This is a genomic window from Variovorax sp. UC122_21, from assembly GCF_044056785.1.
Taxonomy (GTDB): domain Bacteria; phylum Pseudomonadota; class Gammaproteobacteria; order Burkholderiales; family Burkholderiaceae_C; genus Variovorax.
Genome location: NZ_CP172003.1, coordinates 149,265 through 164,611 on the forward strand (window position 1 = coordinate 149,265; position 15,347 = coordinate 164,611).

Below are 15,347 nucleotides of genomic sequence, written 5' to 3' on the forward strand. Positions count from 1 at the left end.
CGGCCATGTCCGACAGCGTACCGCCCGCCCCCACCCTGCTCGCGGCGACCGCGCGCTATCTCGAGGAGGAGCTGATGCCCTCGCTCGAAGGCTATCACCGCTTCCAGACCCGCATCGCGATCAACGTGCTGCGCATCGTCGAGCGCGAGCTGCGGCTCGGCGCCGCGCACGATGCCGCGGCGCGCGAGCGCCTGCTCGCGCTGCTGCAGGACGCGCCCACTCCCACCTCCCCGTCCCTCGCGCTGGCCGATGCGCTGCGCGACGGCCGGCTCGACCCCGACGCGCCCGGCGTCGCGGCCCACCTGCGCGCCGCGCTGGCCGAGGCGCTGGCCATCAACAACCCCCGCTGGATCACCAAGGACCTCCCCCCATGAACTTCACCGAAGAACAGATCGCCTTTCGCGACGGCGTGCGCCGCATGGTCGAGCGCCATGTCGCGCCCATCGCCGCCGAGATCGACGAGAACGACCGCTTTCCCGAGGAACTGATCCCGATCTACGGCGACATGGGGCTGCTGCAGCTGTGGGTGCCCGAGGCCTATGGCGGCCCCGGCGCCAACCTCACGATGGTGTGCATCGCGCGCGAGGAGATCTCGCGCGTGTCGGAATCGTGCGCGCTGATGGCCGGCATGAACAACATGTTCGCGCTGCCGCTGATGCACTTCGGCACCGAGGAACAGAAGCAGCGCTTCCTGCCGCTGCTGGCCGAGGGCCGCACGGTGACGGCGATCGCGCTGTCGGAACCCGACTGCGGCAGCGACGTGGGCGGCATGCGCACGCGCGCGGTGGCCGACGGCGACAGCTACGTGCTCAACGGCCAGAAGCAGTGGTGCACCTTCGGCAGCCGCGCCGACTACATCCTGGTCTTCGCCAAGACCGGCGAAGGCGGCGGCGCCGACGACATCAGCCCCTTCATCGTCGACGTGAGGAACAGCCAGGGCCTGAGCTTCGGGCGCAACGAGCGCAAGATGGGCATGAAGGGCACGATCAACGTGCCGATCTACCTCGACAACGTGCGCGTGCCGGCCGAGAACCGCCTCGGCGAGGAAGGCAGGGGCTTCCGCTCGGCGATGCGCGCGCTCGATCTCAACCGCCCCGCCATCGCCGCGGCCTCGGTCGGGCTGGCGCAGGGCGCGCTCGACGCGGCGCTGGCCTACGCCAAGCAGCGGCGCCAGTTCAAGCGCGCCATCATCGAGTTCCAGGGCATCCAGTTCATGCTGGCCGACATGGCGATACAGATCGAGGCCGCGCGCTGCCTGGTCTACGAGACCGCGCGCCTGGCCGACACCGGCGACTGGGCCGCGCTGCCCAAGTTCGCGAGCATGGCCAAGTGCTTCGCGAGCGACGTCGCGATGAAGGTCACGACCGACGCGGTGCAGGTCTTCGGCGGCTACGGCTACGTGAGGGACTATCCGGTCGAGAAGATGATGCGCGACGCCAAGCTCAACCAGATCTTCGAAGGCACCAACCAGATCCAGCGCGTGGTGATCGCGCGCGAACTCATGCGGTGAAGCCGGGCGCGGGCGTCGCGCCCGCGCCGGCCTCGCCTCAGGCCAGCAACTGCCGCGCGATCATGTTGCGGTGGATCTCCGAGGCGCCCTCGTAGATGCGCAGCACGCGCAGGTCGCGGTACACGCGCTCGACGATGGTGCCGCGGCAGTAGCCCGAGCCGCCGAAGATCTGCAGCGCCTTGTCGGCGATGCGGCAGGCCGCCTCGGTGCAGATCACCTTCACCATCGAGGCCTTCATGCGCGCATCCTCGCCACGTGTGGCGCGCCACACGGCTTCGAACAGCACCATGCGCGCGGCATGCAGGTCCATCGCCATGTCGGCGATCATGTGCTGGATCGCCTGGTGCTCGGCCAGCGCCTGCCCGAAGGTGACCCGCGTGCGGGCATGCTCGATGGTTTCGTCGAGCGCGATCTGCGCCGGGCCCAGTGCCTGGCAGCCCACGTTGAGGCGGCCCTCGTTGAGCCCCGACATCGCGTACGAGAGGCCGCGGCCCTCCTCGCCCAGCAGGTTCTCCACCGGGATGCGGCAGTCGGTGAAGGTGATCTCGCAGAGGCTGTCGTCCATCCAGCCCATGGTCGGCATGATGCGCGCCACCTCGAAGCCCGGCGTGATGGTGTCGAGCAGGAAGGCCGAGATGCCGTGCTTGCCGGCCGCGCGGTCGGTCGAGGCCAGCACGGTGATCGAGTGCGCGTGGTTGGCGTTCGAGATGAAAGTCTTCGTGCCGTTGAGCACGTAGTGGTCGCCCTCGCGCCTGGCGGAGGTCAGCATCCGCGCCGCGTCGGAGCCCGCGTGCGGCTCGGTGATCGCGATGCAGTTGCGCGAGCGGCCCGAGGCGATCTCGGGCAGCCACTTCTTCTTGAGGGCCTCGTTGCCGTGGTCCACGATGATGTGCACGCCGGGCCCGATGGCCGAGCGCACGAAGGGCCAGAACTGCGGCGGCAGCCGCGCGAGCTCGAGCTGCACCGCCACGCTCGTGAGGTGGTCCACCGGCATCCCACCGTAGGCCTCGGGGATCGCCATGCCGTAGAAGCCCATCTCGCGCAGGGTGCTCTCGACCTGCTCGGGCACCTCCCCGGTCTCGTGGTAGCGCGGTTCGAGCTTGAGCAGGGCGTCGACGGCGTCTCGCGTGGCGACGCGCATCTCCTCGGCGTCGGCGGGCAGGTTGAAGTCCATCATGTCTCCTTTGGTAGAACCATTGATTCTACGCAAGCGAATTCGATCCTGCACGTTCCATTGGCGACATCGCGGACATCGTGAGGATCGCCTTGCCGCGGGTGCGCCGCTGCGCCAGGGCGGCCAGCGCCTCGGGCAGCCGCGCGAAGTCGAAGGCCGTGGCCTCGAGCGGGCGCAGCCGCCCTTCGCGCCACCAGTCGCGGATCTCCTGCGCCAGCCGGCTCGCCAGGGCCGGCTCGCGCTTGCGCACCTCGCCCCACAGCACGCCGATGGCCGAGGCGCCCCGATGGCGTCGCGGCCGCCACGCGCAACCCCGCCTCGGGCCCACCGACCACGGTGCCCACCCCTCCATGCCTGGCGTGAAAGGCAGCGCGGGTCGCACCTGGTAGCGGCCCTCGACCAGCAGGGTGTCGAGGAAATCGAGGTCCGCCACCTCGACCTTCACGAGGTACTCGTCGGCGGCCGGTGTCGGCGCGGGCACGTCGGCGAGGCGCAGGCCGGCCGGATCGCCGATCGCCTCGACGCGCCAGGCCTTCATCGCAGCTCGGCGTGGCCGTGCGTCAGCACCAGCAGGTCGCGCTCGAGCGCGCGCGCGCGAAACGCCACCTCGTTGCCGTTGCGCCAGCTCTCGAGGCGGATCGTCTCGCCCGGATAAACCGGCGCCGACAGGCGCGCGCGCATCGCCACCAGCCGCGCCGGATCGAGGCCTGCATGCGCCTCGAGCAGGCCCCGGCCCGCGATGCCCCAGGTCGCGAGGCCATGCAGGATCGGTTTCGCGAAGCCCACCCTGGCCGCGAAGGCCGGCTCTGCATGCAAGGGGTTGAGGTCGCCCGAGAGCCGGTAGAGCAGCGCCTGGTCGGGCCGCGTGGGCAGGTCCAGCACATGCTCGGGAGCACCCTGGGGCGTGGCCGGCGCCGGCGCGGCGGCTTCGTCGCTGCGCCCGTCCGTCCGGGAGAAGCCGCCGTCGCCGCGCAGGAAGTACACGCTCTCGACGGTGGCGAGCGCCCGGCCCTCGGCATCCGCCAGTTCCTTCTCCACATGCAGCACCGCGCCCTTGCCTTCGCCCTTGTCGACCACGCGCGTCACGCGCGTGTGCCCGAGCACCGTGCCCGATGGCGGCAGCGGCGCATGCAGGCGCAGCGCCTGTTCGCCGTGCACCAGCTTCATGAAGTCGATGCCGATCTCGCGCCGCTCGCGCATCCAGAAGCCCGGCGAGGCCAGCACCGCCGCCATGGTCGGCAGCGCCGCGAGCTCCTTCTCGTAGACGAAGCGCAGTTGCCGCTCGTCGAGCGGGTCGGCGCCCAGGCCGAGGCCGAGCGCATAGAGCATGGTGTCCCGCGGTGCGTAGTCGTGGCGCAGCTCGCCGGATTGCCAGTCGCGGGCCTTCTGATAGTCGAGCATCGTCGCTTGCCTTGTCGTGTCGTGATCTGTCGAGGTCGCCGCGCTTCACGCAGCAGGCGGCCAGCGGAACTGCGCGGGCTCGCGCGCCGCGAAGCGCCGCACCGCTTCCTTCGCGTAGTCGCTGTTCGAGGCCAGTGCCTGGCCGGACGACTCGATCTCGAGCAGCGTCTGGAGATCGCTGCCGAGCGAAGCCTGCAGGGCGCGCTTGGCGATGCTCATCGCCACCGGCGAAGCGCCCGCAAAGCTGCGCGCGATCGCCTGCGCGCGCGCCGCCAGCGCCTCGGCGGGCACGACCTCCATCGCCAGGCCCAGGCGCAGCGCCTCGGCGGCATCGATCTCGCGCGCCGAGAAGATCAGCTCCTTCGCGCGCTGCAGCCCCACCACGCGCGGCAGCGTGTAGAAGGCGCCCATGTCGGGCACGAGGCCGATGCGCTGGAACACCATGCACAGGCGCGCGCGTTCCGAGAGCAGCACGATGTCGCACATCAGCGCCAGGCTGAAACCCGCGCCGTAGGCCACGCCGTCGACGGCGGCGATCACCGGGCGGTCGAGCGCCATCAGTTCGGTGCAGATGCGCGTGTAGCGCGCCATGCCGGCGCGCCGCTGCTCGGGCGTGCGCGGCCCGCCCTGCCCCATGGCCTTGACGTCGCCACCCGCGCAGAACGCGCCGCCGGCGCCGGCGAGCACCAGCACCCGCACCGATTCGTCGGCGCGGATCGCGGCGAGGCATTCGCCGAGTTCGTCGGCCATCGTCGGATCGAGTGCGTTCTTCGCCTCGGGACGATGGAGCGTGAGCGTCGCCACGCCATCGTCGAGCCGGTAGTCGAGGGTCTTCATCGCGCCTCCGTCTCGCGCACCGAGATCGGCACGCCGTCCACCATCAGGTCGCAGTACTCCGACATGCCCAGCGCGCTACGCCCTTCGCAGCGGTACTCGGTGATGCCCTCGGTGATGCGCGTGTAGTCACCGGCACCACCCGCCACGCGGCGATGCCGCAGCGGCACCAGCGCGCCGACCTTGCCGGTCAGCGTGTAGCTGCGCTCGGCCGTGCGAACCTGCGCGGTGAAGGCGCGCGGATAGTGCTGCGCGTCGTAGTCGGTCTCGATGCGCCCGTCGACCACCGGCTCGTAGCGGCCGTCGCGCAGCACGTTGCCGCTCACGTGGTTCGGCTGTCCCTTGCGGCCCTTGATCGACAGCAGCACGCCGAAGTCATCGCCGAAGGTCACGGGCAGCCACTTGTACCAGTAGAAGCTGTGCCAGTGGCGCGGGCCCCAGGACTTGTCGCGGTAGCCGTGCCCGGTGATCTCGAAGCGCAGGCCGTCCACCGCGATGTGGCCGGCCACCGCCATGTTCTGCTCGATGTGGCCGCGGTACACCGCATGCTCGGGGTCCAGCACGATCGGGCTGCCGTCGAGCGCGACGATCTCGCCGCCGTGCATCGGCGAGACGCCGCGGAAGTCGAGCGCGATCGAGGCGGGCCGCTTCGGATAGCGCTTGAAGGCGCTGCTCGGGTCGGCCATGGCATGCGGGTCGTCCATCAGCAGCAGCTCGCCCTCGTAGCGCACGCGCAGGTGCCTGAAGGGTTCGATCACCTCGAAGCGCATGCCGCCCGCGTCCAGCGCCTCGTTGTGCTCGATCTTCGGCCGCTGGTGCATGAAGCCCACGCGGCCGTCGGGCAGGTAGACGCAGCAGCTGAGCTCGGCATGCCCCTCGTGCGGCCGGTTGCCCAGGCGCATCCAGGCACCGATGCCGCGCGCGCTGTCGAAGGCGTTGAAGTAGGCGCTCTCGTTGTAGTTGGACACGGCCTCGGGCACGTGGTTGTATTCGTCCCGCGGATCGAGCCGCAGCTTGCTGTGGGGCGGCATGTACATGGTTCGCCCCGTAGCTACAGGCTGATGTGGAAGCCGCCGTTGACCCCCAGGTGCTGACCGGTGATGTAGGAGGCCGCGTCCGACATCAGGAAGCACACCGTCTTCACCACCTCCTCGGGCGTGGACCAGCGGCCCAGCGGAATCTGCGCGAGCATGCCATCGCGGAATTTCTCGCCGCGCACCACCTCGGTCATCGGGGTTTCGACCACGCCGAAGCAGATCGAGTTGGTGCGGATGTTGTAGCGGCCCCATTCGCGCGCCGCCGTCATCGTGACGCCCAGCATGCCGGCCTTGGCGGCCGCGTAGTTGACCTGGCCGATCGAGCCCTTGCGGCCGGCGTCGGAGGAGATGTTGACGATGGCGCCGCCGCTGGTGTCGCCCGCCTTCGCGCGCGCCACCATGTGGCGGCCCACGGCCTGCAACCAGTAGAAGGTGCCGGTGAGGTGCACGTCGATCACCTCCTGCCATTGCTGCGGCGTCATCTTCTCGATCATGGCCGGGCGGGTTATGCCGGCGTTGTTCACCAGGCCGTGCACGCCGCCGAAGCGCTCCACGGCCTCGGCGACGGCGCGCGCGGCGAGGTCCGCGTCGGTCACGCTGCCGACCACCTGCTGCACGCGATTGGCGGGCAGCGCGGACATCGCCGTGCCCAGCGTGTCGGGGTTGAGGTCGAGCGCGACGACGTTGCCGCCGAGCTGCACGGCGAGCGTCGCGATCGCCTTGCCGATGCCCTGCCCGGCGCCGGTCACGACGATGGTGCGGCCTTCGAGATTGACGAGGTTCTGCATAGGTCTCCGTTGGATGATGGATGGGGGTTGAACTGGGGGTACGAGGCGATGCGCTTCGCTCAGGCGGACGCCATCGCGGCCTTCGCGCGCTCGGCGTCCTGCAGCTGGCGCCAGGCGATCTTTCCGGTCGGCGACTTGGGCAGCTCGCGCACGAACTCGACCAGCCGCGGGTACTTGTAGGCGGCCATCTTCTGCTTCGCCCATTCGATGACGTCGGCCTCACGCACGTGGCCCGCATGCGCCTCGCGCAGCACCACCACCGCCTTCACGGTCTCGCCGCGATAGGGATCGTGCGCGGCGATCACGCAGGCCTCGGCAATCGCCGGATGCTCGTGCAGCATCGCCTCGACCTCGGCCGGCCAGACCTTGTAGCCCGAGGCATTGACCATGCGCTTGAGCCGGTCGACGATGAAGAAGTAGCCGTCCTCGTCGCGCCGCCCGAGATCGCCGCTGCGCACGAAGCGCCGCCCGTCGATCTCCAGCAGCGCCGCGCGCGTGGCCTGCTCGTTGCGCCAGTAACCCGCGAACACCTGCGGCCCCGACATCACGATCTCGCCCACCTCGCCGGGCGGCAGCTCGCGCAGAGTTTCGGGGTCGACGATGCGCAGGTCGGTGCCGAACAGCGGCATGCCCAGGCACTGGCGCTTGAAGGCATGCGCGGGGTTGCCCGAGACATGCGCCGTTTCCGACAGCCCATAGCCCTCGAGGAAGTCGAGCCCGGTCAACTGCTTCAGGCGCTCGCACACGGCCTCGGGCATGCCCGCGCCGCCGCCGCCGATGCGGCGCACAGAGCTCAGGTCGTACTCGGCCAGCCGCGGACTCGCGAGGAAGTCGATCACCATGGTCGGCATCGCCGTCCAGTGGCTGACCCGGTGCCGCGCGATCAGCGCCGCGGCCTGGTCGCGGTCCCAGCGCTTCATCAGCACCAGCGTGCCGCCGCCGTAGATCGGCGCGTTCAGCAGGTTCTGCATGCCGGTGATGTGGAAGTACGGCAGCGCCACCAGCTGCACCGAATGCGGGACCATGCCCATCCAGTGCGCGACCGCGACCGTGCTGGCGTTGAGCGTGCGGTGCGTGTGCATGCAGCCCTTGGGCACGCCGGTGGAGCCCGAGCTGTAGAGGATCAGCGCGAGCGCATCGGGCAGGTGTTCGAGCGGGGCTGCGGGCGCGCCGGCGGCCGCCAGCACCCGGCGCAGGCCGATGGTGCGCGACGCGCCGGATGCCGCATCCGAAGGCTCTGCGGCTTCCACCAGGTCGTCCACCGGCCCCGGGCTGCCGACGATCACCACGCGGCGCAGCCGGTGCGCGCCCGGCACCGCCAGCAGTTGGGCCACGTTGTCGGCCCCGCAGAAGGCCACCACCGCCTCGCTGTCCTCGAGGTAGTGCGGCAGCTCGTCGCGCTTGTTCATCGGGTTGACGGGCACCACGACCGCGTTGACGCGCAGGATCGCGAAGTAGGCCGCGATCCAGCCGCGGCCGTTGGGCAGGTACAGCAGCACGCGGTCGCCCAGGCGCACCGCCAGTTCGTGCTGCAGGAAGGCGGCGATGCGCTCCACCTGCTCGACCAGCGCCGCGTACGACAGGCTGCCGAAATCGTCGACCACCACCGCGCGCTGCGGAGAACGCACGGCCGACACCAGCAGGTTCGCGCACAGGTTCGTGGGCGGAACGTCGATGTCGCGCGGCAGGGTGCGCGGCCAGTGCTTCGAATCGTGCGGGGTCATGGCTGTCGTCCTTGGTCTTCGCCGGGCCGCGGCATCGCGCGAGACAGCGCCGCCGATTTGCCTGTTGATTTATTTTGGTTGAACCAATGATAATCAGGCCGACGACGCAGCGTCAAGGCAGAGCGGCAACGATCCGGCCGGCGCGACGCACCCCGAGCCCGCACCGGGCGATCACACGGAGCCATTGGAATGAGCATCAAGCGACAGGCCTGCATCGCGGGCGCTTTCGAACACCCCACGCGCAAGGCGCCCGACAAGACGGTGCCGCAGCTGCATGCGGAATGCGCACGCGGCGCGCTGGCCGACGCCGGCCTGTCGCTGCAGGACGTCGACGGCTATTTCTGCGCGGGCGACGCGCCGGGCCTCGGCCCGCTGAGCATGGTCGACTACCTCGGCCTCAAGGTGCGCCATGTCGACAGCACCGACACCGGCGGCTCCGCCTACCTGGTGCAGGTCTCGCATGCCGCGCAGGCCATCGCCGCGGGCAAGTGCAACGTGGCGCTGATCACGCTCGCGGGACGCCCGCGCACCGAGGCCAGCGGCGTGGGCACCGGCCCGCGCAACGTGACCGCGGCCACGCCGGACGTGGCCTGGGAAATGCCCTATGCACCGGTCACGGTCAACATGTATGCGCTGGCCGCGGCGCGCCACATGCACGAGTTCGGCACCACCAGCGAGCAGCTCGCCTGGATCAAGGTCGCCGCCGCCGCGCATGCGCAGCACAACCCGAACGCGATGCTGCGCGATCCCGTCACCGTGGAGGAAGTGCTGGCCTCGCCGATGATCTCCGACCCGCTGCACAAGCTCGACTGCTGCGTCGTGAGCGACGGCGGCGGCGCGCTCTTGGTGGTGCGCCCCGAGATCGCACGCTCGCTCGCGCGGCCCGTGGTCAGCGTGCTCGGCGCCGGCGAGACCGTGAAGGGCCAGGCCAATGGCCAGCTCGACCTCACCTGGTCGGGCGCCGCCGTCTCGGGCCCGATCGCGTTCGCCGAAGCGGGCGTGACGCCGGCCGACATCCAGTACGCGTCGATCTACGACAGCTTCACCATCACCGTGCTGATGCAGCTCGAGGACCTGGGCTTCTGCCGCAAGGGCGAGGGCGGCCGCTTCGTGGCCGACGGCAACCTGATCTCGGGCGTCGGCAAGCTGCCGTTCAACACCGACGGCGGCGGCCTGTGCAACAACCATCCCGCCAACCGCGGCGGCATCACCAAGGTGATCGAGGCCGTGCGCCAACTGCGCGGCGAGGCGCATCCGAAGGTACAGGTCCCCGGTTGCGGCCTCGCGCTCGCGCAGGGCACGGGCGGCCTGCTCGGCTCGCGCCACGGCAGCGCCACCCTGATCCTCGAAAGGAACTGAAGATGAGCACCCCCTACCAGGACCGCGCGCTCGGCGCGCCGATCGTCGACGCCGCCACCGAGCCCTACTGGAACGCCGCGCGCGAAGGCGTGCTGCGCATCAAGCGCTGCACCGCCTGCGCCAAGGCCCACTGGTATCCGCGCGCGCTGTGCCCCTACTGCCTGGGCGACACCGCATGGGAAGACGCCAGCGGCCTCGGCACGGTCTACAGCGTCAGCGTGACGCGCCGCGCCGGCCCGATCCCCTATGCGATCGCCTACGTCACGCTCGACGAGGGAGTGACCATGCTCACCAACATCGTCGGTGCCGATCTCGATGCGCTGCGCATCGGCGATCGGGTGAAGGTGTGTTTCAAGCCGGCGGAAGGCGGGTTCGCAGTGCCGATGTTTGCGCCGGCTTGAGCACGACGAGACGACCTCAAGATTGCGAGCTTCCGCAAGATGACCCCCGTGGGGCCGGATGACCTAAGCAAACAGCCCGGCGATTTGCGACATGGGCAAGAACAGCCGCAACGGCGTTTGCTGGAACGGCTGGAAATCGAAATGCCGGTAGAAGCTTTCGGCCTGCGCGTCCTTCGCATCCACGACCACCGCCATGGCTGCGATCTGCTGCGCGGCCTCCAGGCTGCGACGCATGGCATCCACCAGAAGAAACTCTCCCACGCCCTGCCCTCGGGCCAAGCGATCCACGGCCAGGCGCCCAAGCAGCGTGACGGGCAACTGTCCATAGCGCGGCAGCCGCTTCATCAGATCCGCCGGTAGCTCGCCGGCAGGAATGATCGAGGACGAAAGGGTGTAGAAGCCGAGCACCTTCGGAGCGCCCGGTTGCGTGAGCACGAAAGGCGCGGCCACCCGCTTCTCAGCGTCCTGCCGCGCCTGTTCGCGCAAGTAGCGATTCAGGTCTTCGTTGCCGCAATCGAACGACTTGCGGTCATGCGCCTTCTCGAGCGGGCCGATGTGCTCCGGTGCGAGGAGGAGCGCCAATCACAACCCCGCCTTCCGACGATAGCCTTGGATGGCCTTCTTCAGGCGTGGCCCCGGCTCGGGGGGTGCCAGCAAAGCGGTAACGAAGGCGATCTGCTCCTCCCGGCTCAGGCGAATGACTTCGTGCTCCTGCACGATCTTCGTTGCCGCCTCCTGCGTACTGTCGATGACGAGTTCGCTCAGGGTGCGCCCCGTCAGGGTTGCCGCGCGCTGGAAGAAGTCCTTCTGGTCACTGGACACGCGTGCTTCCAGCCGCGCGTTGCGCGGCTTTTCTTGGGTTTCGGGCGTATTCAGCATGGATGACCTCGCTGGGGATCGGAGTGAGATCGGGATGATCATCATCGCTAAATGTACGCCGTTTGTCCGTACACGTCAAGACAATGCCCTGCCCTCGATGCCCAGTGACGCGGGCTTGTCCAACTAATCCGTCCTGATGTTGGCCTCACGAATCACCGAAGTCCACGTCGCATACTCCTCCGCGATCCGCGCCCCCAGTTGCTCGGGCGTGCTGCCAGTGGCCGCCGCACCGGCGGTCTCGAACTTCTCCTTCACCTCGGGCAGCGCCAGCGACTTCACGATCGCGTCGTTGAGCCGGGCCACCACCTCGCGCGGCGTGCCCGCCGGGGCGAACAGGCCGAACCAGACCTCGGGGTTGAAGCCCGGCAAGGTGTTGGCAATCGGCGGCGCGCCGGGCGCGAGCGGCGAGGGCTGCAGCGACGACACGCCGAGCAGCCGCACCCTGCCCTCCTTGATGAAGGCATTCATCTGCGACGAGCTCGTGCTCAGCAGCACCTTCGACTCGCCGGTCAGGATGGCCTGGGTGGTCGGGGCCTGGCCCTTGTAGGGGATGTGGGTCATCTCGACGCCGGCGCGCCGGCTGAAGAGCTCGGTGGCGAGGTGGCCGAAGGAGGCCGGCCCGGCGGTCGCGAAATCGAGCTTGCGCGGATTGGCCTTCGCATAGTCGATCAGCTCCTGCACCGACTTCGCGGGCACCGAGGGATTGATCGCGAGGATCATCGGCTGCAGCGAGACCAGCGACACGGGCGCGAAGTCCTTCAGCGGCGCGTAGTCGGCCTCCTTCGAGACCTGCGGCGAGATCACCAGGCCGTTGTTGGGGAACAGCAGGGTGTAGCCGTTGGCCGGCGCCTTGGCGACGAACTTGGTGCCCAGCACGGCCGAGGCGCCGGCCTTGTTCTCGATGATCACGGGCTGCTTGAGGAAGCGCTGCATCGGCTCCTGCAGCACGCGCGCGAGCACGTCGGTGGTGCCGCCCGGCGGATAGGGCACGACGATGGTGATCGGTCGGTTCGGGAAGTCCGACGCCGCGGACTGCGCGATGCCGGCCTGCGGCAGCGCGAGCGCGCCGGCCGCGAGCAACGCCGCCCAGAAGCCCCGGGCCGCGGCGCGCACCGGGCCCTTCGCCTTGCCGGCGACTCCCGGCAGACGCATCCAGCTGTTCATCATGTCTGTCTCCTTCGTTGTGTGTCTCAGCCGCGCACGTGCAGCGCGCGGCTCTCGCGCAGCGCCGCGATCCGCTCCTCGCCCAGCCCGAGCAGGCTGCCCAGCAGCGCGGGGCCGTCGGCACCGAGCTCGGACACGCTGCCGCGCGCATGCGCCGCGGTGCGGGCGAAGCGGAAGGCGGGGTTGGGCACCTGGAACGCGCCGGCGCCGTCGTCGATGGTCTGGAAGGCCTGGCGCTCCACCAGCGGCGGCAGCTTCATCGCCTCGCGCACGGTGAAGTAGCGCGAGCACGGCACGCCCGCGGCATTCATCTCGGCCTCGCATTGCGCGGCGCTGCGATCGGCGGCCCAGTCGTCGAGCAGTTGCATCAGCGCGCCCCAGTGGTGCTCGCGCTCCTGGCTGGTCGCGAAGCGCGCGTCGGTGATCCATTCGGCATGGCCGGTGCCGCGCGCCAGCGCCTCGAAGTTGTTCTGGCTCACGGGCGCGATCAGCAGGAAGCCGTCCTTCGCCTTGGTGGGGCGATAGAGCGGGCGCCGCCGCTCGGCCGGGAACTGCGCCTCCTGGCACTCGTAGACGAGCAGGCCCAGCATCGCGTCCATCAGCGCGAGGTCGATGTGGTCGCCCTCGCCGGTGCGCGCGGCGCGGAACAGCGCGCTCTGGATCGCGCCGAAGGCCAGCGAGCCGCCGAGCACGTCGGCCACGAAGATGCCGTTCTTCAGCGGCCGCTCGACATCGCCCTCCTGATAGTCGAGGTTGGCCATGTCGTAGCCGCTGGCCGCGTGCAGCACCGGCGCGTAGGCACTGCGGCCCGACCAGGAACCCTCCTGGCCGAAGCCCGAGATCGAGCAGTACACCAGGCGCGGGTTCAGCGCCGAGAGCGTCGCGTAGTCGAGACCCAGGCGCTGCATCACGCCGGGGCGGTAGTTCTCCACCAGCACGTCGCACTGGCCGACGAGCTCGCGCACCAAAGCGACCGCCTCGGGCTTCTTGAGGTCGAGCGCGAGGCTCTTCTTGCCGGCGTTGAGCTGCGCGAAGTAGGTGCTGCGGCCCTGGCGCCGCGGCGGCCGCAGCCGGATGTGGTCGCCCTCGGGCGGCTCCACCTTGATGACCTCGGCGCCGAGGTCGGCCATCAGCCGCGTGCAGTAGGGACCCGACATCATCGCGGTGAAGTCGAGCACGCGCACGCCGTCGAGCACGCCGGGCTTCGCGGCGGCAGGGGTGGTGGTCGACTCAGCCAAGATTGCTCTCCGTCACGGCCAGGCCGGCAAGGCGCGAGCCGCCGAGTGCGTCGAGGTAATCGGCATGCGCCGCGGTGCCGCGCGCATAGCGCGCGAGGTAGGCATCGAAGGCCGCGTCGTCGGCGCTCGCCTTCACGTACTCGCGCAGGTGGCGCTCGTCGGCGCGGTACAGCGTGGGCGAGGCGCTCGGATGGGCGCCATAGGGCGCCTCCACCACCGCGTCGACCATCACGCTCGGCAGCTTGGTCAGGTGGTTCGAGCGGCGGATGGTGTCGGACGACACGATGCGGTCCACCGAGACGATCACATGGCGCGAGGCCTGCGCGAGCATCGCGTCGAAGAACGGCGTGGCGAGGTACTGCACGTTGCCGTGCTCGTCGGCCTGCTGCGCATGGAGCAGGCACACGTCGGGCTTGATCGCGGCGGCGGCGAGCATCTTGCGCTCGCCGGGCTTCGAGGGCAGCGGCCAGTAGTGCTCGGGCGTGTGGCGCGGCAGGTCGGTGCCCAGGTCGGGGATCGCGGTCCAGGGCATGTCGCAGATGCCCGCGCGCAAGCCTCCGGCGATGCCGGGCCCGTCGAGCTCGTAGACCTTCAGCGTGCCGGCCTCGGCGCGGCGGCGGAAGTGCGGCGCGAGGCCGAACTGCTCGAAGCTGATGAACACGCAGGCGGTGCTGCGCGCGCAGCCGGCGCCAATCAGCATGTCGGGCGCGATCGAGCCGGGTGCTGGCACCAGGTCGAGGTCGCGCGCGCCCTTGCGGATCAGCGCGCGCACCAGCGCCATCGGCTGGGCATTGAAGATCCAGCCGCCCAGGCCGACGCGGTGGCCGTCCTGGATGACCGACACGGCCTCGTCGAGGGTGGTCAGCTTGCTTTTGTTGGAACTCATGGCTCGTCTCTTCAGGGGAACTTGCGGCGCAGGGTGCCGCGCGTGTCGACGCGGGTGCGCAGCAGGCGCAGCTCTTCGGGCTCTGGCATGCGCGTGACGGGCGGCGTGCCCTCGACCACCAGCTCGAAGCCGGTGGCCTTGCGGATCTGCTCGAGCGTCACGCCCGGATGGATAGAGCGCACGCGCATGGCCTTGCTCACGGGCTCGAAGTCGAACACGCCCAGCGGCGACACCACCAGGCGCGGCCCGCCCGGCGGCAGACCGGCCTCCTCGCGCGAATTGCCGCCTTCCATGTGGCCCGGTCCGCAGAGAAAGTCGACGCGCGGCACGAAGGCGCCGGGATCGTGGCGCGTGAGCGCGACGTAGAAGCGCTTGGCCAGACCGCACAGCGCGCTGATGCCCACCGTGCCGGGGCCGCGCACCTTGGGCCGGGCCTGGTCGCCGACCACCACCGTGTTGATGTTGCCGAAGCGGTCGACCTGCAGCGCCGAGAGGATCGCGAAATCGAAGAAGTGGATCTTCCAGTCGATGAAATCGATCATGTTCGGCAGGTCCATCCAGGCCTCGGAGGACTCGATGTTCTCCGAGTCGGCCGTGGACAGCAGGTGGTCGCGCACCGGGTTCACCATGCCGCCGGGCCCCGAGATCCACCACAGCCGCGGCGCCTGCATCTCGCGCGCGAGGTTGCAGGCGGCCAACTGGATGTCGGAGTTGGTGCCGATGATGACCTTCTCGCCATCCGCGAAGTCGCGTGCCAGCAGCACGGCGAGCAGTTCGCCGGTCGACGGCTTGTCGCCGCCCAGCATCGTTTGCTTGATATTTGGTTCAACCATTCATTGATCCTAGGAATCAACCATGGCACTGTCAAGCGGATTTCACCTGCCGGGCGCGCAAGAAGAAAGGACCGCGCGCCTTGCGGCGGGCGGTCCTTGTCGGATCGGGTGAAGGGCGG

17 protein-coding genes are annotated in these 15,347 nt (G+C 69.7%); 4 read left to right on the forward strand and 13 right to left on the reverse strand.

Features of this window, described 5'->3' with window-relative positions; translation table 11 throughout:
- Positions 1-5 precede the first annotated feature (5 nt).
- Both ACHMXE_RS00785 and ACHMXE_RS00790 read left to right on the forward strand, forming a co-directional pair.
- Entirely contained in the window at positions 6-374 is a 369-nt protein-coding gene (locus ACHMXE_RS00785) for a DUF6285 domain-containing protein (RefSeq protein ID WP_395346304.1), read from the forward strand.
- Positions 371-1,510: an acyl-CoA dehydrogenase family protein gene (locus tag ACHMXE_RS00790; RefSeq protein ID WP_395346305.1), complete on the forward strand. Its 1,140-nt coding sequence runs from the start codon at positions 371-373 to the stop codon at positions 1,508-1,510. The genes ACHMXE_RS00785 and ACHMXE_RS00790 overlap by 4 nt, the downstream gene beginning before the upstream one ends.
- A gap of 37 nt (positions 1,511-1,547) precedes the next feature.
- On the opposite strand, the gene ACHMXE_RS00795 is transcribed toward ACHMXE_RS00790, so the two are convergent.
- Genes ACHMXE_RS00795 through ACHMXE_RS00825 form a run of 7 tightly spaced genes read right to left on the reverse strand, consistent with a single transcriptional unit; the run spans position 1,548 to position 8,468 of the window.
- The gene (locus ACHMXE_RS00795) at positions 1,548-2,684 is read right to left on the reverse strand and encodes an acyl-CoA dehydrogenase family protein (RefSeq protein WP_395346306.1); all 1,137 of its coding nucleotides are present in this window, start codon (positions 2,682-2,684) and stop codon (positions 1,548-1,550) included.
- A gap of 28 nt (positions 2,685-2,712) precedes the next feature.
- Positions 2,713-3,222 carry a zinc-binding dehydrogenase gene (locus tag ACHMXE_RS00800; protein WP_395346307.1) on the reverse strand — a complete coding sequence of 170 codons (510 nt, stop codon included), beginning with the start codon at positions 3,220-3,222 and terminating at the stop codon, positions 2,713-2,715.
- Positions 3,219-4,085 carry a MaoC/PaaZ C-terminal domain-containing protein gene (locus ACHMXE_RS00805; protein ID WP_395346309.1) on the reverse strand — a complete coding sequence of 289 codons (867 nt, stop codon included), beginning with the start codon at positions 4,083-4,085 and terminating at the stop codon, positions 3,219-3,221. Before ACHMXE_RS00805 ends, ACHMXE_RS00800 begins: the two co-directional genes overlap by 4 nt.
- A gap of 45 nt (positions 4,086-4,130) precedes the next feature.
- Positions 4,131-4,922, reverse strand: coding sequence for an enoyl-CoA hydratase/isomerase family protein (locus ACHMXE_RS00810; RefSeq protein ID WP_395346311.1), 792 nt, complete (start codon positions 4,920-4,922; stop codon positions 4,131-4,133).
- Positions 4,919-5,956, reverse strand: a complete 1,038-nt coding sequence (locus tag ACHMXE_RS00815) for a hypothetical protein (RefSeq protein ID WP_395346313.1) — start codon at positions 5,954-5,956, stop codon at positions 4,919-4,921. The genes ACHMXE_RS00810 and ACHMXE_RS00815 overlap by 4 nt, the downstream gene beginning before the upstream one ends.
- A gap of 14 nt (positions 5,957-5,970) precedes the next feature.
- Positions 5,971-6,744: an SDR family NAD(P)-dependent oxidoreductase gene (locus ACHMXE_RS00820; protein ID WP_395346314.1), complete on the reverse strand. Its 774-nt coding sequence runs from the start codon at positions 6,742-6,744 to the stop codon at positions 5,971-5,973.
- 59 nt (positions 6,745-6,803) lie between these two features.
- A complete protein-coding gene (locus ACHMXE_RS00825; protein ID WP_395346315.1) occupies positions 6,804-8,468 on the reverse strand; it encodes a long-chain-fatty-acid--CoA ligase in 1,665 nt (554 codons plus the stop codon).
- A 189-nt stretch (positions 8,469-8,657) separates the two neighbouring features.
- Here ACHMXE_RS00825 and ACHMXE_RS00830 point away from each other — a divergent pair, with 189 nt between their 5' ends.
- Both ACHMXE_RS00830 and ACHMXE_RS00835 read left to right on the forward strand, forming a co-directional pair.
- On the forward strand, positions 8,658-9,827 hold the full coding sequence (locus ACHMXE_RS00830; RefSeq protein WP_395346316.1) for a thiolase domain-containing protein: 1,170 nt from the start codon (positions 8,658-8,660) through the stop codon (positions 9,825-9,827).
- 2 nt (positions 9,828-9,829) lie between these two features.
- Positions 9,830-10,228, forward strand: a complete 399-nt coding sequence (locus tag ACHMXE_RS00835) for a Zn-ribbon domain-containing OB-fold protein (RefSeq protein ID WP_395346317.1) — start codon at positions 9,830-9,832, stop codon at positions 10,226-10,228.
- A 63-nt stretch (positions 10,229-10,291) separates the two neighbouring features.
- On the opposite strand, the gene ACHMXE_RS00840 is transcribed toward ACHMXE_RS00835, so the two are convergent.
- The 6 genes from ACHMXE_RS00840 to ACHMXE_RS00865 form a co-directional block, all read right to left on the reverse strand.
- Positions 10,292-10,810, reverse strand: a complete 519-nt coding sequence (locus ACHMXE_RS00840) for a GNAT family N-acetyltransferase (RefSeq protein WP_093349399.1) — start codon at positions 10,808-10,810, stop codon at positions 10,292-10,294.
- The gene (locus ACHMXE_RS00845) at positions 10,811-11,107 is read right to left on the reverse strand and encodes a DUF1778 domain-containing protein (RefSeq protein WP_395346318.1); all 297 of its coding nucleotides are present in this window, start codon (positions 11,105-11,107) and stop codon (positions 10,811-10,813) included.
- 123 nt (positions 11,108-11,230) lie between these two features.
- Complete coding sequence (locus ACHMXE_RS00850; protein WP_209539580.1) at positions 11,231-12,274, reverse strand: tripartite tricarboxylate transporter substrate binding protein; 1,044 nt, start codon at positions 12,272-12,274, stop codon at positions 11,231-11,233.
- Positions 12,275-12,297: 23 nt separating this feature from the next.
- Positions 12,298-13,509: a CaiB/BaiF CoA transferase family protein gene (locus tag ACHMXE_RS00855; RefSeq protein ID WP_395346319.1), complete on the reverse strand. Its 1,212-nt coding sequence runs from the start codon at positions 13,507-13,509 to the stop codon at positions 12,298-12,300.
- A complete protein-coding gene (locus tag ACHMXE_RS00860) occupies positions 13,502-14,395 on the reverse strand; it encodes a CoA transferase subunit A (protein WP_395346320.1) in 894 nt (297 codons plus the stop codon). Before ACHMXE_RS00860 ends, ACHMXE_RS00855 begins: the two co-directional genes overlap by 8 nt.
- 11 nt (positions 14,396-14,406) lie before the next feature.
- Positions 14,407-15,228 (reverse strand): CoA-transferase subunit beta, encoded by an 822-nt coding sequence (locus tag ACHMXE_RS00865; protein ID WP_395346321.1) that lies wholly within the window; start codon positions 15,226-15,228, stop codon positions 14,407-14,409.
- Positions 15,229-15,347: the final 119 nt, after the last annotated feature.

Coding starts and splice junctions, on each gene's coding strand:
- ACHMXE_RS00790 (WP_395346305.1), top strand. CDS start 371: ATGAACTTCACCGAAGAACAGATCGCCTTTCGCGACGGCGTGCGCCGC.
- ACHMXE_RS00800 (WP_395346307.1), bottom strand. CDS start 3,222: ATGAAGGCCTGGCGCGTCGAGGCGATCGGCGATCCGGCCGGCCTGCGC.
- ACHMXE_RS00795 (WP_395346306.1), bottom strand. CDS start 2,684: ATGGACTTCAACCTGCCCGCCGACGCCGAGGAGATGCGCGTCGCCACG.
- ACHMXE_RS00815 (WP_395346313.1), bottom strand. CDS start 5,956: ATGTACATGCCGCCCCACAGCAAGCTGCGGCTCGATCCGCGGGACGAA.
- ACHMXE_RS00860 (WP_395346320.1), bottom strand. CDS start 14,395: ATGAGTTCCAACAAAAGCAAGCTGACCACCCTCGACGAGGCCGTGTCG.
- ACHMXE_RS00835 (WP_395346317.1), top strand. CDS start 9,830: ATGAGCACCCCCTACCAGGACCGCGCGCTCGGCGCGCCGATCGTCGAC.
- ACHMXE_RS00785 (WP_395346304.1), top strand. CDS start 6: ATGTCCGACAGCGTACCGCCCGCCCCCACCCTGCTCGCGGCGACCGCG.
- ACHMXE_RS00810 (WP_395346311.1), bottom strand. CDS start 4,922: ATGAAGACCCTCGACTACCGGCTCGACGATGGCGTGGCGACGCTCACG.
- ACHMXE_RS00865 (WP_395346321.1), bottom strand. CDS start 15,228: ATGGTTGAACCAAATATCAAGCAAACGATGCTGGGCGGCGACAAGCCG.
- ACHMXE_RS00820 (WP_395346314.1), bottom strand. CDS start 6,744: ATGCAGAACCTCGTCAATCTCGAAGGCCGCACCATCGTCGTGACCGGC.
- ACHMXE_RS00850 (WP_209539580.1), bottom strand. CDS start 12,274: ATGATGAACAGCTGGATGCGTCTGCCGGGAGTCGCCGGCAAGGCGAAG.
- ACHMXE_RS00845 (WP_395346318.1), bottom strand. CDS start 11,107: ATGCTGAATACGCCCGAAACCCAAGAAAAGCCGCGCAACGCGCGGCTG.
- ACHMXE_RS00830 (WP_395346316.1), top strand. CDS start 8,658: ATGAGCATCAAGCGACAGGCCTGCATCGCGGGCGCTTTCGAACACCCC.
- ACHMXE_RS00805 (WP_395346309.1), bottom strand. CDS start 4,085: ATGCTCGACTATCAGAAGGCCCGCGACTGGCAATCCGGCGAGCTGCGC.
- ACHMXE_RS00825 (WP_395346315.1), bottom strand. CDS start 8,468: ATGACCCCGCACGATTCGAAGCACTGGCCGCGCACCCTGCCGCGCGAC.